Source organism: Roseateles microcysteis (assembly GCF_036880965.1).
Lineage (GTDB): Bacteria > Pseudomonadota > Gammaproteobacteria > Burkholderiales > Burkholderiaceae_C > JAUASW01.
The window spans coordinates 241,776-264,465 of record NZ_JBAJMV010000003.1; the positions used below are offsets into that span (position 1 = coordinate 241,776).

Annotated in this window: 18 protein-coding genes; 4 read left to right on the forward strand and 14 right to left on the reverse strand. The window is 67.4% G+C overall.

Annotation, left to right across the window (positions count from 1 at the left end; genetic code table 11):
- Positions 1–20: 20 nt before the first annotated feature.
- Genes V3596_RS10090 through V3596_RS10110 form a run of 5 tightly spaced genes read right to left on the reverse strand, consistent with a single transcriptional unit; the run spans position 21 to position 5,136 of the window.
- A complete protein-coding gene (locus tag V3596_RS10090) occupies positions 21–938 on the reverse strand; it encodes an alpha/beta hydrolase (protein WP_334277590.1) in 918 nt (305 codons plus the stop codon).
- Positions 939–943: 5 nt separating this feature from the next.
- Complete coding sequence (locus tag V3596_RS10095) at positions 944–2,005, reverse strand: S66 peptidase family protein (RefSeq protein WP_334277591.1); 1,062 nt, start codon at positions 2,003–2,005, stop codon at positions 944–946.
- Between the two features lie 30 nt (positions 2,006–2,035).
- Positions 2,036–2,638, reverse strand: coding sequence for a M15 family metallopeptidase (locus V3596_RS10100; protein WP_334277592.1), 603 nt, complete (start codon positions 2,636–2,638; stop codon positions 2,036–2,038).
- Positions 2,635–3,540, reverse strand: a complete 906-nt coding sequence (locus tag V3596_RS10105) for a LysR family transcriptional regulator (protein ID WP_334277593.1) — start codon at positions 3,538–3,540, stop codon at positions 2,635–2,637. Before V3596_RS10105 ends, V3596_RS10100 begins: the two co-directional genes overlap by 4 nt.
- Positions 3,541–3,549: 9 nt before the next feature.
- Positions 3,550–5,136: an ABC transporter substrate-binding protein gene (locus tag V3596_RS10110; RefSeq protein WP_334277594.1), complete on the reverse strand. Its 1,587-nt coding sequence runs from the start codon at positions 5,134–5,136 to the stop codon at positions 3,550–3,552.
- Between the two features lie 154 nt (positions 5,137–5,290).
- Here V3596_RS10110 and V3596_RS10115 point away from each other — a divergent pair, with 154 nt between their 5' ends.
- Complete coding sequence (locus V3596_RS10115) at positions 5,291–5,749, forward strand: hypothetical protein (RefSeq protein ID WP_334277595.1); 459 nt, start codon at positions 5,291–5,293, stop codon at positions 5,747–5,749.
- Positions 5,749–6,657 (forward strand): DUF2145 domain-containing protein, encoded by a 909-nt coding sequence (locus V3596_RS10120; RefSeq protein ID WP_334277596.1) that lies wholly within the window; start codon positions 5,749–5,751, stop codon positions 6,655–6,657. The genes V3596_RS10115 and V3596_RS10120 overlap by 1 nt, the downstream gene beginning before the upstream one ends.
- A gap of 30 nt (positions 6,658–6,687) precedes the next feature.
- Here the strand turns inward: V3596_RS10120 and V3596_RS10125 are convergent, their stop codons facing one another.
- Both V3596_RS10125 and V3596_RS10130 read right to left on the reverse strand, forming a co-directional pair.
- A complete protein-coding gene (locus V3596_RS10125) occupies positions 6,688–10,047 on the reverse strand; it encodes a ligand-binding sensor domain-containing diguanylate cyclase (protein ID WP_334277597.1) in 3,360 nt (1,119 codons plus the stop codon).
- A 71-nt stretch (positions 10,048–10,118) separates the two neighbouring features.
- Positions 10,119–10,805, reverse strand: coding sequence for a helix-turn-helix transcriptional regulator (locus tag V3596_RS10130; RefSeq protein WP_334277598.1), 687 nt, complete (start codon positions 10,803–10,805; stop codon positions 10,119–10,121).
- Positions 10,806–10,992: 187 nt separating this feature from the next.
- Here V3596_RS10130 and V3596_RS10135 point away from each other — a divergent pair, with 187 nt between their 5' ends.
- On the forward strand, positions 10,993–11,655 hold the full coding sequence (locus V3596_RS10135; RefSeq protein ID WP_334277599.1) for a response regulator transcription factor: 663 nt from the start codon (positions 10,993–10,995) through the stop codon (positions 11,653–11,655).
- Positions 11,639–13,510, forward strand: coding sequence for a sensor histidine kinase (locus V3596_RS10140; RefSeq protein WP_334277600.1), 1,872 nt, complete (start codon positions 11,639–11,641; stop codon positions 13,508–13,510). Before V3596_RS10135 ends, V3596_RS10140 begins: the two co-directional genes overlap by 17 nt.
- Before the next feature lie 287 nt (positions 13,511–13,797).
- Here the strand turns inward: V3596_RS10140 and V3596_RS10145 are convergent, their stop codons facing one another.
- The 7 genes from V3596_RS10145 to V3596_RS10175 all read right to left on the reverse strand — a co-directional run bounded on the left by V3596_RS10145 (position 13,798) and on the right by V3596_RS10175 (position 22,648).
- Positions 13,798–16,806, reverse strand: a complete 3,009-nt coding sequence (locus V3596_RS10145) for a TonB-dependent receptor (RefSeq protein ID WP_334277601.1) — start codon at positions 16,804–16,806, stop codon at positions 13,798–13,800.
- 193 nt (positions 16,807–16,999) lie between these two features.
- Positions 17,000–17,968, reverse strand: a complete 969-nt coding sequence (locus V3596_RS10150; RefSeq protein ID WP_334277602.1) for a peptide ABC transporter ATP-binding protein — start codon at positions 17,966–17,968, stop codon at positions 17,000–17,002.
- Positions 17,961–18,962 (reverse strand): ABC transporter ATP-binding protein, encoded by a 1,002-nt coding sequence (locus V3596_RS10155; protein WP_334277603.1) that lies wholly within the window; start codon positions 18,960–18,962, stop codon positions 17,961–17,963. Before V3596_RS10155 ends, V3596_RS10150 begins: the two co-directional genes overlap by 8 nt.
- Positions 18,962–19,843 carry an ABC transporter permease subunit gene (locus V3596_RS10160; RefSeq protein ID WP_334277604.1) on the reverse strand — a complete coding sequence of 294 codons (882 nt, stop codon included), beginning with the start codon at positions 19,841–19,843 and terminating at the stop codon, positions 18,962–18,964. Before V3596_RS10160 ends, V3596_RS10155 begins: the two co-directional genes overlap by 1 nt.
- Complete coding sequence (locus V3596_RS10165) at positions 19,840–20,850, reverse strand: ABC transporter permease subunit (RefSeq protein ID WP_334277605.1); 1,011 nt, start codon at positions 20,848–20,850, stop codon at positions 19,840–19,842. Before V3596_RS10165 ends, V3596_RS10160 begins: the two co-directional genes overlap by 4 nt.
- Complete coding sequence (locus V3596_RS10170) at positions 20,850–21,704, reverse strand: N-acetylmuramoyl-L-alanine amidase (protein ID WP_334277606.1); 855 nt, start codon at positions 21,702–21,704, stop codon at positions 20,850–20,852. Before V3596_RS10170 ends, V3596_RS10165 begins: the two co-directional genes overlap by 1 nt.
- Entirely contained in the window at positions 21,701–22,648 is a 948-nt protein-coding gene (locus V3596_RS10175; protein ID WP_334277607.1) for an N-acetylglucosamine kinase, read from the reverse strand. The genes V3596_RS10170 and V3596_RS10175 overlap by 4 nt, the downstream gene beginning before the upstream one ends.
- Positions 22,649–22,690 lie beyond the last annotated feature (42 nt).

Sequence of the window (22,690 nt, forward strand, 5' to 3'; positions counted from 1 at the left end):
CCGGGCCCGGCGCCGCAGCGCTACAGGCCCTGCTTCTGCAGGAAGGCCTGGATTGCCGCCGCGGCCTTGAGCTGCGCTTCGCGGCCGAAGCCGCCGTGACCGCCACCGGGCATGGTGAGCAGCTGATTGCTCACCCCGGCCTTGTTCAGCGCCTCGTGCAGGCGCTGGGCATGGCTGTAGGGCACGAGGCCGTCGTTATCGCCATGGATGGTGATGATGGGCGGGTTGTCGCGTGCCACCAGGCTCAGCGGTGACACTTCGCGCGCCAGCCGGGCGCGTTGCTCGTCGGGCATCGCGCCGAACCACTCGATGGCGTAGTGCTTGGCATTGGCGCCTTGCAGCAGATCGCCGACATCGGTGATGCCGAACCAGTTGACGATGGCCGCCACCTTCACCGCCGGCTCCTTGCCGTTGACCCAGCGGTCCTGCTCGGGTGTTGCGCAGCCGCGGTCGAAGCGGTTGCCGGCTGGCAGCATGCCGGCCATCAGGGCCAGGTGGCCGCCGGCCGAGCCGCCGGTCACGACGATGCGCTGCGGGTCGAGCTTCAGATCGTTCGCTCGGATCGCCAGGTAACGCAGCGCGCAACGCACGTCTTCCACCGCTGCCGGTGCCGGCGCCACCTTGGCCAGCCGGTATTGCACCGAGGCCACGGCATAGCCCTGAGCCAGATAGGGCAGCAGGTGAAGCGTGGAGCCTTCCTTCGCGCCGGCAATCCAGCCGCCGCCATGGAAATGCACCAGCAGCGGCACGGCCTTGCTGCGCGGCCAGGGCAGGTAGAGGTCGAGCTTCAACTCCTGGCCGCTGGCCAGCGAGTAGACGAGATTGGCGCGCACCTCGGTCTCGGGGCCCACGCTCCAGGCGAAATCACTGGCGCTTTGCTGTGCTTGCGCACCGAAGTTCAGGAGTGCAAGACCCAGGGCCAGAAATGTCTTCTTCATCGTCATCACAGCACCACCGGACGCAGGAGTTGGATGGTGCCGGCATCGGCATCCATCTCGGCTTCGCCACCCACAGGAATCGTCAGCTTGCGCGACACATGGCCGAACTGCGCGCCGCGATAGACCGGCACATTGAGCGACAGGAAGTAGTCGTCGAAGACCTCGTCCAGCGTCAGCACGCCATAGTTGTTGTCGCCCGGCTCGCACTTGGTGAAGTGACCCAGCACCACGCCGGCCACCTGGTTCAGGGCGCCGGCCAGGCGCAGCGTCGAGAGCATGCGATCGACCCGGTAGATGTATTCGTTGATCTCCTCGAGGAAGAGGATCGCGCCGCGGAACTCGGGCGCATAGGGCGTGCCGATCAGCGAGCTCAGGACCGCCAGGTTGCCGCCCACCAAACGGCCTCGTGCCTTGCCGCCGCGCAGCGCGCGGGTGCGGTACTGGGTCGGGATGATGTTGTCGCTACGCTCTGGCGGCGGGTTTTTCAGCAGCGCTGCCTCGGCTTCCATCACCAGGGAGCGAAAGGCCGCCACGCTGTAGCCGTTCCATTGCGAACTGGCCACCGGGCAGTGGAAGGTGACGAGGCCGGTCTGGCGCTGCATGCCGTTGACCAGCGAGGTGAGGTCGGAGAAGCCGCCGAAGAACTTCGGCTTGGCGGCAATCAGCTTGTAGTCGAGCTTGTCGACGATGCGGTTGCAGCCCGAGCCACCGGTCATCGCGATGATGCCGGCCACCGAGTCGTCTGCAAACATCGCGTTGATGTCGCCGGCGCGTTGCGCATCGGTGCCGCCGAACTGGCCGTAGCGGGCGCGCAAGTTCGCGCCATGCCTGACCTTGAATCCCAGCGCCTGCAGCGCCTCGGTGGCCAGCTCGATGGGCTCGCGCTCGAAGGTGGCATTGGCCGGGCTGACCAGCGCGATGGTGTCGCCCGGGCGCAGGCGGCGCGCCAGCAGCGGCGCGGGCTGGGCTGCAGGTTGAGCAGCAGCTTGGGCGGCAACAGGCAAAGCCGCAACGCCGGCAGCGGCGACAGCGAGAGACTGGACAAACTGGCGACGGGGCGGGGTCATGGATTCAATTCCTAAGGTCTGAATTAACGCCTAAAGTACGCGCGGCAGGTCGCGGCGCACGGCGATGCGGTCACCAAAATCAAAATGCCACCACTCGGTGCTGATGCCGTGGAAGCCCGCCTGCCGCATCGCGGCGCGCAGCCAGCCGCGCTCGGTGACTTGCGCCGCCGTGAGCAGGCCCAGGGCCAGGTGATCGGCCTCGTGGTCGGGGTGCGAGATCAGGGTCATCTCGTCAAAGCCGGTGCCCATGTCAACCTCGGCGCCTTGCGGGTCCAGCACGGTCAAATCCACCGCCATGCCGAAGGAATGGATGGAGCCGCGCTCGGGATGGGCCAGGTACATGGCCAGCGGCGTGCCGGCCAGCTCGGCATAGAGCGTCTCCTGCACCCGCTGCGGCCGCAGCGCGTCGAGCACCAGGAAGCGGTAGCCCGGGCGCTGGCGGGCCAGCCATTCGGAAGCATTGATCAGCGCCTCGGCAGCCTCGCGGCGCAGCCAGGCGCAGTCGAGACCGCCATAGACATTGCGGCCGACGAAGTTGTCAGGCCCGGCATAGCGCAGGTCCACCTCGATATCGGGCAGGCTGGCCAGCGCGCGGAAGTCCGGGTGGCTGGCGATCTCTTCGCAGGGAATCATGATGCTACGAGCGAGTGCAGGCTTTGCTGCGCAGCCTCGCTGAGGTACTTGACCAGTCGGCGCGCGGTCTGCGCCAGTGGTGCATTGGAAGCGGTCAGCAGGTAGAGCTGCACCGGGATGGCCGGGGCCAGCGGCCGCAGGCGTACGCGATCACGGTTGGCGGAAGCAGCGGTGAACGGGTCCACCACGGTCACGCCGACACCGGCCTCGCACAGCGTGCGCGCCAGCTGATAGGTTTGCACCGTGATGCGGCTGTGCAGATGGGCGCCCTGCGCCTCGCCGGCGTTGTGCACCACATTGCCCAGCGGGTCGTCACCGGCCAGGCCCACCAGCTCGGTCTGGATCTCGGCCACCGACAAGGGGCCCAGACCTTGCGCCTCCGGCGAGCTGACCGGGCACAGGGCCATCATCTGGCCGCTGGCAATCACCTCGGCCTTGATGCCGGGATGGCGGGGGTCCTGCAATGACAACGCCAGGTCGGCCTCGCCCAGCAGCAGGGCCGAGACGATTTCCCGGGTGTGATTGGTGGCCAGGGAACAGTGGCTGGCCGGGAAGGCGCGCACCCAATGCGTCATCGCCGCCGGTATCACCGCCGCGCCCAGCGTTGGCGTGGCCACCAGGCGCACCAGCTCGGATTCGCCGCTGCGCAGATTGGCAGCCAGCCGACGTATCGCCACCAGGTCGCGATTGAGCTTGTCGATCTCGATAAAGAGGCGCTGGGCCTCCGGCGTCGGATAGAGCTTGCCGCGAACGCGGTCGAACAAGGCCATGCCCAGTTGCAGTTCGCAATGCTGCAGCACCTTGGTGACCGCGGGCTGCGAGATGTGCAGGAGCTGGGCGGCACCGCTGATGGTGCCGGCCTGCATCACGGCGTGGAAGACCTCGATATGGCGGAGTCGCATGCTTGCTGCTCAGTTCCTGTAGACGTTTTCGAAATCGACGCTGCCGTTGGGCGACATCACAAAGCCCTGTACATCGCGTCGCATCGGAATGTAGACGGTCGAGTGCGCCATGGTGATCCAGGGCCGCTCGCGCTTGAAGATCACCTGCGCCTGCTCATAGAGCTGGCGGCGCTTTTGCGCATCCGGCGTGGCGCGGGCCGCGTCGATCAGCGCCTCGAACTCGCGGTTGCAGAACTTCACGCCGGTGGTGTTGGCCGCGCAGGACAGATTGGGCGTCAGGAACTCGTCCGCATCGCCGGATTCACCGGCCCAGCCGCTCATGTAGACGCTGTGCTCGCCGTTGTTGGCGCGCTTCAGGTACTCGCCCCATTCATAGGTCTTGATGCTGGCGCGCACGCCGATGCGCGCCCAGTCCTGCTGGATCAATTGCGCCATCAGCTGGCCATTGGGATTGGTCGGCCGCGTCACGGGCAATGCCCAGAGCTCGATGTCCAGGCCCTTGGCAAAGCCGGCCTGCGCAAGCAATTCGCGGGCACGAGCGGGGTTGTATTCGTTCTTCAGCGCCTTGTTGTAGCCGGGGATGGCCGGCGGGAAGGCGCTGACTGCCTGCAAGGCATCGCCGCGCGGGAACAGGGCCTTGAAGATGCTGTCGCGGTCGATGGCGATGTCCAGTGCCTCGCGGACCAGGCGCTGGTCCGTCGGCGGCTTGCGCAGGTTGAAGGACAGGTAGGAGATGTTCAGGGCCGGCGCCTTGGCCACCGTCACCACATCGGCCCGCTTGTCGAGCGCGGCCAGGTCCACGTCGCGCAGCGCGGCCGCCACATGGCATTCGCCGGCCAGGAGCTTTTGCACCCGCACATTGGGTTCGCGGCTGATCGCGAAGATCAGCTTCTCGCTGCGCTGGGGCTGGCCCCAGTAGTCGGGGTTGGCCTCCAGCCTGATCACATCGTCCTTGGCATAGGACTTGAAGCGAAAAGGCCCTGTGCCCACCGGCAGGTTATTGATCTGCCGCGCCCGGCCTTCGCGGAGCAGCTTGGCGCCGTATTCCGCCGAATGGATGCCGGCCCAGGCCATCGCAAAATTGGCCAGGAAGGTGACATTGGGCTGGCGCAGCCGGAAGCGGATGCGGTACTCATCCAGCTTGTCGATGCCCTCGATCAGCTTGGCCAGGCCGAGGTTGGACGGATAGATGAAGTTGGCTGGGAACGCCTTGTTGAATGCATGCCCGGGGTCGGTAAAGCGGCCGAACGTGAACAGCACATCGTCCGCATTGAACTCGCGCGTCGGCTTGAAGAAGGCCGTGGTCTGGAAGCGCACACCGCGGCGCAGCTCAAACGTAATGCTGCGCGCATCTGGCGCGATCTCCCAGCGCGTGGCCAGTGCCGGCTCCAGCTCGGTGCTGCCTCGCTTGAAGCCGATCAGGCCCTGAAAGATCTGGTGGGTGACCGTGTTGGTGGAGGCGCTGTCCCAGAGGCCCGGGTCAAAACCCTCCGGGCTGGCATCGCTGCAGAACACCAGGGGCTTGGCCTGCACGGCAAGGCCCGCGAGCAGCGCTGCGCCAAGGGCGACACGGAACAGCAACTGCAGCAACTTCATGGCGCTAGCGGGGGTCTGATGGGGTCGGCCATTGTTGGAAGCGCCCCGAGGTACAACAAGTGAGAACACCGGCTCTGACTATAACTTTGACTCATGGCCTGGCGGACAGGCGCCGCGGTATCCTCGCCCGAATCGCATTTCACCAAGGGCAAGCATGTCCAGAACGCTGATCTTCACCTTGGGCACCGCGGTGCTTTGCCTGGCCAGCGCCAGCGCCCAGGCCGATTCCTCGATTGCCTCCTCGGCCTCCAACAGCGCCTCCTCGACCTCGGGCAGCGTGTCGGACTCGATCGAACGCAGCAGCCACAGCAGCAGCGGCGGCGGCGACAAGGTTGCAGCCGGTGACTACAAGGTCATCGAGGTGGCCGAAACGCCCAACCGCCCCACGCATCTGCGCCTGCGTCTGCAGGCGCTGGCTCCGCAAGGCGGCGAGTTCGTGCTGATCCTGCCACGCCAGACCGGTGACAAGGCCGGCGTCATCACCGCCGGTGCCCAGATCACGGCGGTCCAGCGGCCCTACGGCCTGGAGTTCTCGAATACCGCCACAGCGAAAGCATTTTTCCTGGTGCTGGAAGATGACTGGCATCGCGAGCTGAAGGCGCGCCCCGTCTGATGTTGCGCACCCTCGCCGCCGCGGCACTGCTGACGGCGGCGACTCTCACTTGCCAGGCAGGCAGCCTGCAACTCTGCAGCAAGCCGCCCGAGGCCAGCGCGAGCGAGCAGGACCGCCTGATCCGCTTCGCCGCCGTCATCAAGGCCGAGCTGCAGGGCTCGGGCCAGGCCCTGGCGCTGGTGGCCCGCTCCGGCCTGGACCTGGCCCGCTTCGGCCTGCGCTACTCGCATGCCGGCCTGAGCCTGAAGGACAACACGAACGCGCCCTGGTCGGTGCGCCAGCTCTACTACGACTGCGAAGCGAAGAAGCCCCGGCTGTACGACGAAGGGCTCAGCGGCTTTCTGCTCGGCACGCATGACCCGGCGCTGGGCTATGCCTCCGTCGTGCTCCTGCCGGCCGAGGCCGCCGAGCCACTGGCCCGCGCCGGCCTAGACGACGCCCGCGCCCGCGCGCTGCTGGGCGAGCGCTACAGCGCCAATGCCTATGCGTGGAGCCTGCAGTACCAGAACTGCAATCAATGGCTGGTGGAGCTGCTGGCCACCGCCTGGGGCGCCTCAGCCGAGGCTGAAGCCGAAACCGCAACCTCACCTCGGCAGCAAGCCCTGCAATGGCTGGAGGCGCAAGGCTACAGGCCGCGCGCGGTGGATGTCGGCTGGCGCGCCCTGATGTGGCTCTCGCAGCTCATTCCCTGGCTGCACAGCGACGACCATCCCGCCGAAGACCTGGCCGCCAAGCGCTACCAGGTGAGCCTGCCCGATTCGATCGAAAGCTTTGTGCGCGAACGCTGGCCGCAGGCGCAGCGCATCGAGTTCTGCCACAACCGCGAGCAGATCGTGATCCACCGCGGCTGGGAGCCCGTGGCCGAGGGCTGCAAGGCCGGTGAGCAGGATCAGGTGCTGCCCTACTGAGCGAGCCGCGCCAAGGCGGCCCTGCCCTGGCTAGCGCGTATCGCCCGTGGGCTGCGCCGCATCGGGCGAGAGCGCCGCGCTGACGAGTACCGGCGGCTTGGAGCTGAGCAGCTCCAGCTGGCCGGCCCACAGCAGTGCATGCAAGCCCGTCTGCAGATGCTCGGCGAGGCGGAAGTCCGGCGTGGACGGGGTGGCTTGCAGGCCCACCCAGGCATTGCGGCCGCTGCGCTTGGCGCCCAGCAAGGCCTGGTCGGCCAGCTTGACGGCGTCTTGCCAGCCCAGCGCCTTGGGCTTGTCGCTGATGAAGGGCATGGAGGCAAAGCCTATCGAGCAGCTGACGCGCAGCAGTCGGCCGTCGTCGAGCTCGAAGGGCGTATCGGCCATGATGCCGCGGATGCGCTCGGCCAGCTCGGCGGCGCGGCTGCGGTTGGTGTCGCGGGCCACGGCCAGGAATTCCTCACCACCCCAGCGCACCACATAGTCGGACTCGCGCATCAATTGCTGCAGCCGGCGGCCGAACTGGACCAGCACCGCATCGCCGGCGGCATGGCCGTACTGGTCGTTCACGCGCTTGAAATGGTCAACGTCGATCAGGAAGAACAGCGTGTCGCAGTCGGGCGGCGGCTCGTTTGCGTGTAGCTTGGCCTCGCGCACGCGGCGCAGGCTGGCGGCCAGCGCGGTGTCGATGTGTTCGGTCAGGAAGCGGCGGTTGTGCAGGCCGGTCAGCGGGTCGCTGATGCTGGCGCGCTCCAGCACGCGCGACTTCTCGGCCAGGGCCAGCGAAAGCCTTTCCAGTTCGGCGGTGCGTTCGGCCACCAGGTGCTTGAGCTGCTGCTGGCGCTCGCGCAGCCAGCGGGTGCGCAGATGCACGACCAGCACCACGCCGGTGAGTACCAGCAGTGAGGCGAGCACGCGGAACCACCAGGTCTGGTGCCAGGCCGGCAGCACATGCAGCGGCAGGTTCAGCTCCTTCTCGGCCCAGGCGCCGTCCCGGTTGGCGCCGCGCAGCAGCAGTTTGTAATGACCCGGCGGCAGGTTGTTGTAGCTGAGCTGGCGCTGGCCGGCGTCGAGCTCCACCCACTGCTTGTCCAGGCCCTCGAGCTTGTAGGCGTAGCGGTTGCGCTCGGGCGCCGAGTAGTCGAGTGCGGCGATTTCGGCCGCCAGGCTGTTGGCGTCGGCGGCAATCTTGAGCGGACCGGTCGGCAGCGTGGCCAGCTGCTGCGGGTCCAGCCATTCCGAACCCAGGCGCAAGGCGGTGAGCACCACCGGCGGCTTGTAGGTCCAGGCCTTGAACTGCTCGGGGCGGACGATGGACATGCCGCCTGCACCGCCAAACAGCAGCTCGCCGGCATTGGTGCGCGCGGCCGAGCCCGTCCAGTAGGTCAGGAACTCGACGCCCTCGGCGCGGCGCAGACCTTGCGCCTTCAGCGTGGCGGGGTCGATGCGCGCGAGGCCGTTGTCGGTGCTGGCCCAGACAAGGCCGCTGCGGTCTTCCAGCAGCGAGTTGATGTTCTCGTCCGGCATGCCCTGGGCCTTGCCGACATGGCGGAAGCGCAGCGGCTCGGCGCTGCTCTCGAGGATGTTGATGCCGCCGCCATAGGTGCCGACCCAGAGGCGCTGCTGGCGGTCGGTATAGAGCGAGGTGATGAAGCCGGACGAGAGGCTGTCCGGCCGCGCCGCTTCGGGCACGATGCGCTGCACTCGGCCACTGGCGGGAAAGAAGCGGTTCAGTCCCATGCGGGTACCGATCCAGAGGCTGCCGCCCGGCCCTCGCGCCAGCGTGAAGATGCGCTGGTCGCTCAGCTGCCGCACCGGCTCGGGCAGCACCACGCGGGCGCGCCCGTTCATCAGGTCCAGCGCCCAAAGGCCGTCGGACTGGCCACCGATCCACAAGGTGTCGCCATCAGCCAGCAAGGCCCAGGTGGAGGCGTTCGGATCGCGCCCGGCCAGGGTGACCCGGCGCACCTGGCTGCCGTCGCCACTGGCGCGGTACAGGCCGCGCTTGGTGCCGATGAAGACCGAGCCATCGGCCGCCTGCTCCAGGGCCACCACGATGTCTTGCGGCAGCGCGGTCTCGGGCTTGGTGGCATCGGGCTTGAGCCAGGCGACGCGGGCACCGCTGGGGTCGATGATCTCGACGCCGCGCTTGTGCGTGCCCAGCCAGATGCGACCATCCGCCGTGGGCAGGATCCAGCTGACCTCGTTGGACAGCGAAACCTCGTTGCAATGCAGGTTGGGGCAGGTCGGCGCGCCATACATGGTCAGCACCGCGCGCTGGCTCGGGTCGTGCCGGCTCAGGCCGCGGTTGGTTGCCACCCACAGCAGGCCCGAACGGTCGCGGTAGAGCGCGCGGATCGAGTTGTCGGCCAGGCTGACGGGCAGCGCCGGCTTGTGCGTGATCGCCCGGCCGCGCAGCGTGGCCGAGTCGATGGCCACGATGCCATGGCTCAGGGTGCCGAGCCAGACCTCGCCCGGCCGCACTTCGTTGATCGTCACCACCTGCTGCACCTGCAGGGGCGGCAGGCCCGGCAGCGCCATGTCCAGGGCCTGGGCGTGGCTGGCATCGGGGTCGATGACGAAGCCGCCATGCTGCAGCGTGCCTATCCACAGCCGCCCGGCGGCATCTTCGGTCAGCGCCTGCGGCTCCGGCTGACGGCCTTGCGCAGGCAGGGCAAAGGCGACGAATCGCCTGGCATTCGCTGGGCGGTGGAACAGGCCACGCTCGGTGCCAACCCAGAGGCCGCCCTTGCTGTCCTGCATCACGGCCGCCACGCGGCTGCCTGGCGCATCGGCGCCGGTGGTCGGCAAGACCCGGCGCACGGCGCCGTTCTCAGGGTTCAAGTGGTCCAGCCCACCTTCGCTGGCGATCCAGAGGCCGCCGGCGCCATCCTCGGCAATGGCGCGCACGCTGACATGCGCCAGGCCATTGGGGCCGGCGGGATAGCTGACGAAGTTGTCGGTGGTCGGCTCATAACGGGCCAGTCCCGCGCCATTGGTGCCCACCCACAGCCGGCCCTTGCGGTCGCCGTGCAGCGTCTGCACATAGCTGTCGGGCAACGCACCGGGGCGCTTGCTGTCAGTCTGGTAGATGCGGAAACGGTATCCGTCCCAGCGGGCCAGGCCACCCAGGGAGCCTATCCACAGATAGCCCGAGCCGTCTTCGGCCACCGCCGTGGCGATCTCGTTAGGCAGGCCATCGTCCTGGCGCAGATGACGGAAGCTCAGCTCGGTCAGTTGCGACCAGCGTTGCGCAGCGGCTTGCGCCGCCTGCCCGGGCGCCTGCGGGCCCGCATGGGCGGGCAGCAGCAAAGCGATGCCCAGCACAGCGCCGGCGGGCAGCGCGCGCAACCAGGATCGCAGCAGGGATACAGCAGGGGCTGGGTTTGACACGGTGGGCGATTGTGACCGAGCCGGGGCCCGGGCTCAAAGCCCCACGTTGGCAAGGCGCCAAAGAGCGTGAATCAATGCCCCTCCACCAAGGCATGTACCAGCGGCGGCAGCATGGCCATGCTGCGCACCAGGGCGCCAATGTCGCGGGCGCCGGTCTTGGCCCGGATGGCCCCAATCTGGGTGCGCACCGTCGACAGGGCCACCTGCCGCTGCTGGGAGATCTCTTCCGGCGAGCAGCCGGCGCACAGGGCGCCCAGCACCTCGCGCTCGCCTTCCGTCAGCCCCTGCTCGCGGGCGTAGGCCTGCAGCGTGAGGCTTTGGCACAGCGTCGGCCTGGCCAGCACCAGCAGGGCCAGCTTGCTTCCCTGGCCGGTGGGCAGCACGGCCAGTGTTGGCTGATTGCCGCGGTCGGCCCGGGTAGTGATGAGGCTGCGGCGGCCGCGCTCTACCGCGGCATCGACCGCCCGGCGCAGCTGGGCCTGCTGGCATTCGCTTCGCAGCTGCAGCTGGCCAGCCTCGATCAGGAAGGGATCGCGCCGGGCCAGCAGCGATCGGGCGATGCGGTTGCCATGCTGGAGCCGCAGTTCGGCGTCCACCAGCAACACCGGGGAGTCGAGCTCATCGAGGACAGTGCCGGCCAGCGCGCCGAAGAGCCCCTGGCCCTGTGTCGCTCGACTGGCCGTCGAGCGCCTCCGTTCAATGAAAGCCGCGCCAGGCAGGCCCGCGTCCGGGCCCGAACGATCCAGAAGATTCAGCATGAAAGCTCCCTGTGCAGGCGTGATCGCCTTGTCGTGGACGCACAGTGTTAGGAATTTGCCTAAGTCGGCGTATCCCTCGAAATGAGGAGCCGCCACGGATTGCCGTCGCCAGGACTGGGGATCCTCCTCAGTTTGCAGGAAGGCCCGGTGCTGGCATTGTCGATCCCGCCCTGCCAATATCGCCGCCATGCAAGCCGCCGCCATCACTGTCGCCCTGGTCGAGGACGAGAGCCGCACCCGCGAACGGCTGTGCCATGTCATCAGTGCCGAGCCCTCCCTGCGCCTGGTTTTCAGCGCGTCCACGGCGAGTGAGCTGCTCCAGTGGTTCGTCGATAACCCGGTGGATGTGCTGCTGGTCGACCTGGGCTTGCCCGACCTGTCGGGCCTGGAACTGATCCAGCGCTGCTGCCGCATGCAGCCTGCCTGCGCGGCGATGGTGATCACCATGTTCGGCGACGAGGCCAATATGCTGCGCGCCTTCGAGGCCGGCGCGCGCGGCTACCTCCTGAAGGACGGCACCGAAGCCGACCTTGCCACCCATGTGCTGAGCCTGCATGCCGGCGGCTCACCGATGACACCCATCATCGCCCGCCAGCTGCTGGCCCGCTGGCGCGCCGATCAGCCGCCGCCGGCCCAGCGCGAAGGTCAGCAGCCGGAGGCGCTGTCACGGCGCGAAACCGAGGTGCTGGACCTGATTGCCCGCGGCTTCACCTATGCCGAGATCGCCCAGCAGATGAGCATCTCGGTGACCACGGTGCAGACCCATGTGCGCAATATCTACGGCAAGCTGGGCGTGCACAACCGCAGCGAGGCGGTGTACGAAGCCAGGCAGTATGGGCTTCTTCGCTAGGCCCGCGCGCTCCGCCCTGCTCCTCGCCGGGCTGTTGATGAGCTGTGGCCAGGCGGCGGCCTGCGAGCCGGGCCGCGCGCGCAGCGATGCCGCCATGGCGGGCTGGTGGCGGGTCGACAACGCCTGCGTCAGCCTGCAGGCCGAGGGCGAGACCGCGAGCGCCGAACAGGCCATGGCCCTGCCCGTGCGCTGGGACAAGCAGCGCAATGGCCAGGCCGGCCGTGCGCTCCTGCGCCTGCAGCTGCCCGAGGGCAGGCAGGCGCTGGCCCTGCTGATCGACCGGATTGGCAACCAGGCCGCACTGACGCTCAACGGCCATCGGCTGGCCGTCATCGGCAGGCGCCCTTCGCAGGATGTTTCCAGGCAGAGCCACTTGGTCATGCTGCCGGTGGAGCTCCTGAACGAAGGCCGCAACGAGCTGCGCGTGGAGCTGCAGGCCCAGGCGCTGCGCGGCGCCCTGCTCGGTTCGCTGCGCCTGGGTCCGCCCGCCGAGGCGGAGGCTTTGCAGGCGCGCTGGCAGCTGTTCGACCAGGTCCTGCCAGCCGCCTATGTGGCCAGCTTCCTGCTGATGGGCGGGCTGACCGCCGGCCTGTGGTGGCGCCAGCGTGACCCGGTCTTCGGCTGCTTCTGCCTGGCGGCCCTGGCCGGTGTCCTGCGGCCCCTGGATGCGGTCTGGCCTGACGCGCTGGTGCCCTGGCCCTTGTGGGGCGCCGTGCTGGCGCTCGCTTATGGCTGCCAGATCGTGCTCTTGAACCGCTTCATCGTGCTGGTGCTGGGCAAGAACCCGCGCTGGATGGTGCGCGCCATCATGCTCGTGCTGGCGGTCATGGCGGTGCTGGCCTGCCTGTCCTTTCTGCTTCTGCAGCGCCATTTCTGGACCCTGGCCCTGGGCCTGATGCTGGGCTTGAGCGTGGCCTGCCTGGCCATGGTGCTGCGCGTGGCCTGGCTGGAGCGGCAGGCGATAGCCTGGCTGGTGGTGCTCAGTGGCGCCCTGGCCGTGGCCGCGGGCGTGCACGATTTCTTCCTGGTGCGCACCGGCTGGCTGGGCGAGGTGAGCCGGCAACTGACACCGCATGCCCTGTTCGGCTTCGTGCTGGTGCTCGCCTGGGTCGTGGTGACCCGCTACAGCCACACCGTGACCGACTATCGCGCGCTCAACGAGCACCTGGCCGAGCGAGTGGCCGAGCGAGAGGAGCATCTGCGCCAGGCCTTTGAGGCGCTGCGCAGCAAGCAGCAGGAGCAGGCGGTGCTGAACGAACGCCAGCGCATCATGCGCGAGATCCATGACGGCATCGGTTCGCAGCTCGTCGGGCTGCTGAACATGGTCAGCCATGAGGGCGGCGGAGACCGCCGCGAGCTCGAAGCCCAGGTGCGCCATGCGCTGGACGAGATGCGCATGGCCGTCGACTCGCTGCAGCCGATGGATGCCGACCTGACCACCGTGCTGGCCACTCTGCGCTACCGGCTGCAGCCGCGCTTGCAGGCCGCAGGCCTGCGCGTGGTCTGGGACGTGGCCAGCCTGCCGCCCCTGGCGGAACTCGCGCCACAGGCGGTGCTGCAACTGCAGCGCATCCTGCTGGAGGCCTTCACGAATGTGCTCAAGCATGCGCAGGCCCGGCAGGTGACCGTCAGCGCCCGTTGGCTGCCCGCCCGCGACGGCCATGCGGCCGAAGTGCAGCTGCGCCTGATTGACGACGGCATCGGGCCGCAAGCGGCACCCGAAGGCACGCCGGCCGGCCACGGCCTGGCCAATATGCGCGCCCGGGCGGCCAGCATCGGCGCCGTGCTGCACATCGGCCAGGGCGCCGAGGGCGGCACCTGCGTGGCCATCGACTGGCCGCAGCCGGCAGGCTGATCAGCACAGCCTGAAGAAGATCGACCCGGCCAGCCGCTTTCGCGGTTGACCGGGTCGGTATTTCGGCATTTGGGCCGAGCGCAGGGCCGCCCCAAGCCGGCCCGCTTGCCCATGAATGCGGCTCGATGCCGCATTCATGGTCGTCCCCTCGGGGGAGCGAGCCCGCACCGATCGAGCGCCTGCGCGCTGGATCGCGGCTGGCAAGCGCCAATCGGCATGCTTGCCGATTGGCCGGCCGGCTGCACCCGCGTTCAGCGAGGTGCATCCGGGCGAGGGGCCAACAAGCCTTAGAACTTGTAGCGTGCTTCCAGGTAGTACTGACGACCGCTCACGTCCAGCTTCTGCTGTTCGGCTTCGCTGTAGCGATAGGTCGCACGGGCCGGGTTGGTCAGATTGGTTGCGTTGAACGACAGCTGCAGTTCCTTGGTCAGGTTGTAGTTCATCGACATTGCAACATTGGAGACCGGGGCCGCCATGGTCGGTGCCGTGGGCATGGCGACGCCGTTGATCACCGACAGGCCTTGGCTGTTCGTCGTCGGTGCCGGTGCCGTCGAGCTGGCCACGTACTTGTCGCGATAGTTGTAGACCAGACGCGCGCTGAAGTCGTCGTTTTCGAAGTACACGCCCAGGTTGCCGGAGAACTTCGAAGCACCCGTCATCGGGCGGCCATCCTCGACCTTGGTTCGTGCAATGCTGACGTTGGACTGGAATCCGAAGCCCGCACCGATCGGCTGCTCGTAGGCCAGCTCGACGCCGCGGATGACAGCCTTCTGCTGCTGCGACGACTGGATGAAGTACGTGCGCATGATATTGGCTGCGGTGTCGTACAGGTCGATGGTCGAGTCCTGCTTGACCAGGCCGGTCTTGGCATAGCCTTCGATCAGCGAGGTGTAGGCACTGATCGAGACCATCGAGCGGCGAGCGAAGTACCAGGCCACCGAAAGGTCGGCATTGCGGGCGGTCAGCGGCTTCATGTCCGGGTTCGGGCCGTTCACCGTGCAACCGGCAGCGCCGCAGGTCTGACCGGACAGGCCGGCGCCATAGACGTTGTAATTCTGGCGGCCGATGGTCTGGCTCAGGCCCAGGCGGCCGATCAGCTTGTCAGCCAGCTCCACGCGCAGATTCATGCTGGGCAGCACGTTGTCGAACACGCGGTTGGTGGCCTTCTTGTACCAGGTCTGGCCGGTCGGGTTCCAGACCGCGCCGTCGTAGTAGGACAGTGCATTGCCGGCCGTCGTGATGGCGTCGGGGAACGCGGCACAAGGCACCGGCGTCTTGCCCGGCTCGGTACGGGCGCAGATGCCCGAGGGGATGGGTGTCGGGATTTGCGCATCCACTTCGGTGCGCACGAAGCGCAGGCCGATATTGCCGGACCACTTGTTGCCAGCGCCTTCCAGGTTCTGCATCGCGTAGAACGAGGTCTGGCGCTCACGCACCGAGATCTCGGAGCTGACGAAGCGTTCCCACTCGGGCGTCGTTTCCTTGTTGCGTGCGTTGAAGTAGTCGACCAGCACATTGCTCGGGAAGTAGAAGCCGCTGCGGTCCCAGTTGCCGCCGTCCAGGTACTTGCCGAAGTCGCTCGGGTAGGACACGGCCAGGGCCGGGTCGAATTGCGGCACCGCTGCCGTGTGAACCGCCTTGATCGTGCGGCGGTAGTCGCGGTGATGGTCGGCATGGCGCATGCCCAGGTTCAGGGTCGTGAAGAAGCCGCTGTCCTGCGTGTACTCGGCGTCCAGGGCGAAGCTCTTCTCGCGATCCACGGTGTGGTGCTTGTTCGCGCCGTTGGCGGCCACCAGCTTGTAGCCGCTGCCGTCGGCGTTCAGGACAGGCACGTTGGCGCCGGTGCCGTAGAACTGGAAGTCAGGTGCCTCTTCCAGGCCGTTGAGCTTGTACGACATGCCCGTGCCGTAGCGGGCGAAGCCATAGCCACGGTCCTGGTCGGTCGTGCCGACGCCGCGCGTGGTGCTCAAGAGGCCCTTGACCACGAGGCCACGGCCGAAGTCGTACTTGAAGTCCCAGTCGAGGAAGCCGCTGCTCGCCGCGGCACCGCTGCGGTAGAAGCCCTCGTTCTCACCGACCAGCTGTGGTGTCGTGCCGGTCGGGAACAAGATGTCGGCGCTCTTGAGCACCTTCAGTTCGTGACCATAAAGCGTCGTCTCCGTGACGATCACCGGATTCTTGATTTCGGCGAAGACCTGCTTGCCGCCCGAACTCGTGACCGGCGTCGTGGCGCCCTGCACGCCATTGAGGCCGCGCAGCATGCTCTGGATGTTGCTGTACGCAGCGCGGCCAAAGTTGTTGGAGTTCATCTTGGAGTAGAACCCCGTCAGCCCGGTTTCGAACTGATTGGTCGGCCGTGCCTGCACGGCGAACATGCCGCCCTTGCGGTCGCGCACACCTTCGACGAATTCCACGGCCATGCTGCCCGGCAGGCGCACGCCCTCCAGGTCGGACGCCTTGTAGCCGGTGCCCGCCAGCGATGCATCCGTGATGCCCTTCATGATGCTGGTATTGATCACGTCCCAACCGGAATTGGCACCGTAGCCAGCGCGCGAGACGGAATCGCGGCGCACATAGCGCTTCTCGGCGAAGGCCTGGGCAATGACGCCGAAGTTGTTGGCTTCGTTCTTCCAGTTGAAGCTGGCGTTCAGCTGCGGGCTGGTCTTCTTCGGCAGGTCGGCGTAGACGCCGCCGACGCTGACCACACCGCCAAAGCTCTTCTTCTGGTCGAGCGGCTTGCGGGTGGTCACGTTGATCGTGCCGGCCAGGCCGCCGTCGACGATGTTGGCCTGCGAGGTCTTGTAGACCGTGGCCGCATTCAGCACCGACGAAGGCATCAGGCTCAGCGACGTGCTGCGCGAGCTGGAGCTCTGGTCGGCGAGATACCAGTCACCGCCGCTGACCGTGTGGCCATTGAACAGGATCAGGGCCATGTCCGGATTGGTACCGCGCATCGAGACCTTCTCGGCCTCGTCGTAGTCGGTGCGCACATAGACGCCGACGACGCGTTGCAGCGAATCGGCCAGGTTCTTGTCGGGCATCTTGCCCACGTCCAGCGCCGTGATCACATCGATATTGGCCGAGGCGTCGCGCTTCATCAGCAGCGACTGCTCGGTCGATGCGCGAATGCCGGTCACCTGCACGGTCTCCAGCTGCTTCTTGGCATCCGCGGCCTTCTTGGCCTCGGCTTCGGTTTGAGCGGGCGCGCCCTGGGCGGCAACCAGGCTGCTGCCGGCCAGCAGCAGGGCCAGCGAGACGGCCTGAGCCAGGGGTGTGGGCTTGAACGACGGGATCATGGACTTGCCTCCGGTGTGGCCAACTAGGCCAATTGGTCTAGTTGCTGAGCATCGTCCTGCTGCCGCCTCTGCAACAGTTACTTTGTGTCGCCGTTGTATGTATCGCGGTTATAGCCAAGGTAAAGAATGCCCGAAAACCTCGGGTCAACCCTAGGAACCCGGCCGCGCGATGGGCGGCTTCATTCAAAGAAAACTAGACGAGATGACAGGCCAGCTGCCTGCCTTCAACAGCGCGCAGCAGCGGCACCTCAACCGCACAGCGAGCTTGCGCCAGCGGGCAGCGCTTGTGGAAAGCACAGCCGCCGGGCGGGTTCAGAGGGCTGGGCAGCTCGCCCCTGATGACGATGCGCTGGCGGCGGTCTGCTGCCCGCAGCGCGGGCGTGGCGCTCATCAGTGCCTGCGTGTACGGATGCAGGGGCCGGGCATAGATCGTCGCCTTGTCGCCGACCTCGACGGCGCGGCCGAGGTACATCACCATCAGCTCGTCGGCCACATGCTCGACCACCGACAGGTTGTGCGAGATGAAAACATAGCCGGTCTGGAACTCGGCCTGCAGGTCCATGAAGAGGTTGAGGATCTGCGCCTGGATCGACAGGTCGAGTGCGGACACCGGCTCGTCCGCCACCACGATGCCAGGGTTGAGGATCATGGCCCGCGCAATCGCGATGCGCTGGCGCTGACCGCCCGAGAACATGTGCGGATAGCGCCGCAGATGCTCGCTGCGCAAGCCCACCTTGGCCGCCAGTGCCTCGATGCGCTCGTGCCTTTCGGCCTTGCTCATCGTGGTGTTGATCAAGAGCGGCTCGTCCAGCGTGGCCAGGATGCTGCGGCGCGGGTTGAGCGAGGCAAAGGGGTTCTGGAACACCATCTGCACCTCGCGGCGCAGGGTCTTCACCACATCCCTCGAAGCCAGGGCCGCATCGACGCCAGCGATCTCCAGCGAGCCGGCGCTGGGCGACTCGATCAGCGTGAGCTGGCGCGCCAGCGTCGACTTGCCGCAGCCAGATTCGCCAACCACAGCCAGCGTGCGGCCGCGCTTCAAGGTGAAGGAAACACCGTCCAGCGCCTTGACGGTGGCCTTGGGCTTGAAGAGGCCCTGGCTCACCTTGTAGTGGCGGGCCAGGTCTTGCGCGCGCAGCAGGATCTGCTCTTGGTCAGCCATGCATCTCACCTGGGAAGAAGCAGCGCACGCCCTGCGCCAGTGCCGGCCGCTCGGCATTGCAGCGCGGCTGCACGCGCGGGCAGCGCGGCGAGAGCAGGCAGCCCGACGGCCTGTCTTGCGCGCCGGGCACGATGCCGGGCAAGGCCGCCAGCCGTGCCGCGCCGCGGCTGTGCTCGGGAATGGCCGCGAGCAAGGCCTGTGTATAGGGATGGTGTGGGGAATCGAACAGGCCGGGCACAGGACCGGTCTCGACCACCTGACCGGCGTACATCACAGCGACGCGCGCGCCGGCGAGGGGCCGCTCCAGAGGCAGCGGCACACGCTGTGTGTCGCGTGGGGGCTCGGTCCTTGCCATTTCAGCAACCACAGCCAGGTCGTGCGTGATCATGATCAGCCCCATGCCCTGCTCGCGCTGCAGGCGCAGGAGCAGGTCCATGATCTGCGCCTGGATGGTCACGTCCAGCGCCGTCGTGGGCTCGTCCGCAATCAGGAGCTTGGGCTCGCAGGCGATGGCCATCGCGATCATCACGCGCTGGTTCATGCCGCCCGAGAGTTCATGCGGATAGGCCTTGATGCGGCGCTTCGGGTCCGGGATCTCGACCAGCTCCAGCAGCTCCAGCACCCGCCGCTCCAGCGCTGCGCCGCGCAGGCCGCGATGCGCCTTCAGGCTCTCGCCGATCTGGTAGCCGACCGTGTAGCTCGGGTTCAGGCTGGTCAGTGCGTCCTGGAACACCATGGAGAGCTCGGCGCCGACCAGCTTGCGGCGTTCGCCGGCATTCAGCTTCAAGAGGTCACGGCCCTGGAACTCCAGCTTGTCGGCCGTCACCACGCCGGGCGCTTCGATCAAGCCCATCAAGGCGAGCATCGTGACCGACTTGCCCGAGCCCGATTCGCCGACGATGCCCAGCAGCTCGCCGGCGGCAAGGTCGATATCGACGCCATCCACCGCCGGGAAGTTCCCGAACTGCACGCGCAGATTGCGGATCGACAACATCACGAGACCTTCTTCAATTTCGGATCCAGCGCATCGCGCAGCCCGTCGCCCATCAGATTCACCGACAGCACCGTGGCCAGGATCGTGAGCCCAGGCAAGGTCACGACCCAGGGTGCGCGCTGGATGTAGTCGCGTGCCGAAGACAGCATGCCGCCCCATTCCGCCATCGGCGCCTGCACGCCCAGGCCGAGAAAGCCCAGGCCCGCCGTCTCGAGAATGGCCGCCGAGAAGCTCAAGGTGGCATTGACGATCAGCGGTGCCAGGCAGTTGGGCAGCACGGCCACGAACATCAGGCGCAAGGTGCCGGCGCCAGCCACGCGGCTCGCAGTCACGTACTCGCGCTCGATTTCGGCCAGGGCCGCAGCTCGCGCCAGTCGCGTGTACCCCGGCAGCGCGCCGATGGCGATGGCGATCACGGTGTTGACAAGACCTGGCCCCAGCACCGTGATCACGCAGATCGCCAGCAAGAGGCCGGGCAGCGCCAGCATGATGTCCATGACGCGCATCACCAGCGGCGACAGCCAGCGTTGATGGAAAGCCGCCAGCAAGCCCAGCACCACGCCCGGGATCATCGACAGGAGCACCGACGCCAAGCCGATACCCAGCGACACGCGCCCGCCATGCAGCAGCCGGGAGAGCAGGTCGCGGCCCAGCTCGTCGGTGCCGAAGACGAAGCGCCAGCTGCCGCCGTCCCAGACCGGTGGCGCCAGCATCTGGCTGCGGTATTGCTCCACCGGGTCATGCGGCGCGATCCAGGGCGCGAGCAAGGCGGCTGTTGCAACCAGTGCGAAGAAGACCAGAGCGGCCAGCGCGCCGCGGTTCGCTGCAAAGCCGGTCCAGAACTCGCGGGCCGGTGAAGGGAACTTGTTCTCAACACTCATCGCTCGCTCCGGATGCGCGGATTGACCACACCGTAGAGCAGATCGACCACGAGGTTGATCGCGATGAAGGTGGTGGCCGAGATCAGGATGCCGGCCTGCACGACCGGATAGTCACGCCGCGCAATCGCCTCGATCAGCCACTTGCCGATGCCCGGCCAGGAGAAGATGGTTTCGGTCAGCACCGCGCCGGCCAGCAGGCTGCCGGTCTGCATGCCGATCACGGTCAGCACCGGGATCAGGGCATTGCGCAAGGCATGCACGACCAGCACACGCTTGGGCGACAGGCCCTTGGCCCGCGCCGTGCGCACATAGTCTTCGCGCAGCACTTCCAGCATCGAGCTGCGCGTCATGCGCGCCACCACGGCCATGCTGCTGGTGCCCAGCACCAGCCCCGGCAAGAGCAGGTGCAGGCAGGCCGAGCCGAACGCGCCGGGCTCGCCCCAGAAAAGGCTGTCTATCAGCATGAAACCGGTGTGCGGCTCGACCTCATAGATCACGCTCAGGCGTCCCGACACCGGGGTCCACCCAAGGCCCACCGAGAAATACATGATCAGGATCAGGCCCCACCAGAACACCGGCATCGAGTGACCGAGCGTGGCCGCGCCCATCACGCCCTGGTCGAGCAGGGAGCCGCGCTTGAGCGCCGCCAGCAGGCCCAGCGTCAGGCCCAGCATGATGGCCAGCAGCAGCGCGACGCCGGCCAGCTCCAGCGTGGCCGGAAACAGCGCCGCGAATTCCTTGGCCACCGGCTCGCGGCTGACCATCGATTCGCCGAGGTCGCCCTGGGCCAGCTTGGCCAGGTAGTCGAGGTACTGCAGATGCAAGGGCTGGTCCAGACCGAGCCGATGAACCAGGGCCGCATGCGCCTCGGGGTCGAGCCGGCGCTCGCCCATCATCACCTCGATGGGGTCACCCGGGATCAGCCGTATCAGGCCGAAGGCGAGCAGGGTGATGCCCAACAAGGTGGGCACGAGGCCCAGCAATTTCCGGGCAAGAAATTTCAGCATCACCAGCGGGAGGTGTAAGGGCGCGGCGGCTGATCAGCTTCGCCCTTGAGCACCATGCCGCCCGGCGAAGTGACCACGTCCAGCAGCGCAGCCGTTTCCGAATCCGGCTTGCCGGCAAAGTCGCTCGGGCGGTACTTCATCTGGAACGTGGCCAGCGTTTCCTTGGTGGCCGTGTCGATCTCGCCGCTCTTTGGCAGCGCGTAACCGACCTTGGCCAGCCGCTCCTGGAACCATTCGGCCGGCGGCAGTTCCTTGGCCGCGTATTCGGCGCGTTTGGCGTCCAGCTTGGCCTCATCGGGCCAGGGGATGACGCCCGCGTCGGCCAACTGCTTCCAGGGGAACATCGGGCCCGGGTCCTGCTTGCGGCCGGGGGCGATGTCGGCATGGCCGATCACACGCTCGGGGCGGATCTTGTGGCGCGCAATGATGTCCTTGCAGAGTGCGATCACCTGGTCGATCTGCTTCTGCGGATAAGGGGCATAGACACGGCCGTTCGGCCCGTCTACGTAGCCGGCGTTGACGATCTCGATGCCGATGGACGAGGCGTTCAGGTTGGTGTGGCCGGTCCAGGAACTGGCGCCGGCATGCCAGCTGCGGCGGTTCTCGTCGACCAGGCGGTAGATCGTGGGCGGCTCATCGCGCACCAGGTAATGGCTGGACACCTGGCCGCCGGTGGTCAGCACCCGCAGCGACTTCTCGAAATCGATCACCGTGTAGTGCAGCACCAGGAAGAGCGCACGGCTGTCCTGGTTCTGCGAGACATAGCTGGTGTCGATCACCGGGCCGGTGGCGCAGGCGGAGAGGAGCAGGGCCACCGAAGCGGCCAGCGAGTACTTGGACCAACGAGTCTTCATTGTGATGAGCCTTGGGCCGCGTGAATGGCGGCACTTTTATGGGGTTCCAGATGGACGATACGCAACTCTAGGCCCTCGGGCAGCGCCTGGCGCAGGCCCTGGGCGATCATCGGATGCAATTGCAGGGCGCGGCCGGCTGCCGCGACCGGACGGCGACCATATCGTTTGAGCAGGGCCAGCAGTGGCCGTGCCAGTTCGCGGCCGGCACGCTCGAGCAAGGCCAGCGCCTGCGCATCGCCCTGACGAGCGGCCTCGGCCACGGCCAGGGCCAGGCGACCGATGGCGCCGCGGTCGGCACCGTAGACGAAGGCGCGGCTGGTGGACCATTCATGGCCGCCGATGGCGTCGAACAGGGCGCGGGCCAGGGCCGAGTCCTGCCAGCCGCCGGGGTTTTCATCTTCGCCACGCCAGACGGCGGCCAGCGCTTCGCGGGCAATCCAGTAGCCGCTGCCCTCGTCGCCCAGCAAGCCGCCGCGGCCACCGGCGCGCTGCAACTGGCCCTGTTCGTCGACGAAGGCGGCAATGGAACCCGTGCCGGCGTAGAGCAGATAGCCTTCGCCCGGCTTGAAGGCGGCACGGTAGGCGATGTCCATGTCGCCGCCACAGCGGATGGCTGAGGGCGGCAGACCCAGTGCCTGCGAAAGCAGGTCCTCCATCTGGCGCGCCTGCGGCCGCTCGGACAGGCCGGTCACGCCGGCAATTGCTCGCGATGGCCGGCCATGGGACAGCACGGCCGCGGCCAGCTGATGGCTGATCTGGGCCAGCGCGATGCGACCGGCCGGGTCGTTCAGCAAGAGCCCGCTGAAACCGCTGACATGGCCTTCGGCGCGCAGGCTGCCGTCTGCATCGGCCAGGGCCCAGCGCGTTTGTGTGCCGCCGGCGTCCAGGCCCAGGCCCAACGCGTGGGCGCTGGACTGGTTCGTGGCGGGCATGGAAGTGTTCATGGACGGCTGGTCGGCAAAGCCGGCTCAGCTTAGGGGCGCGAC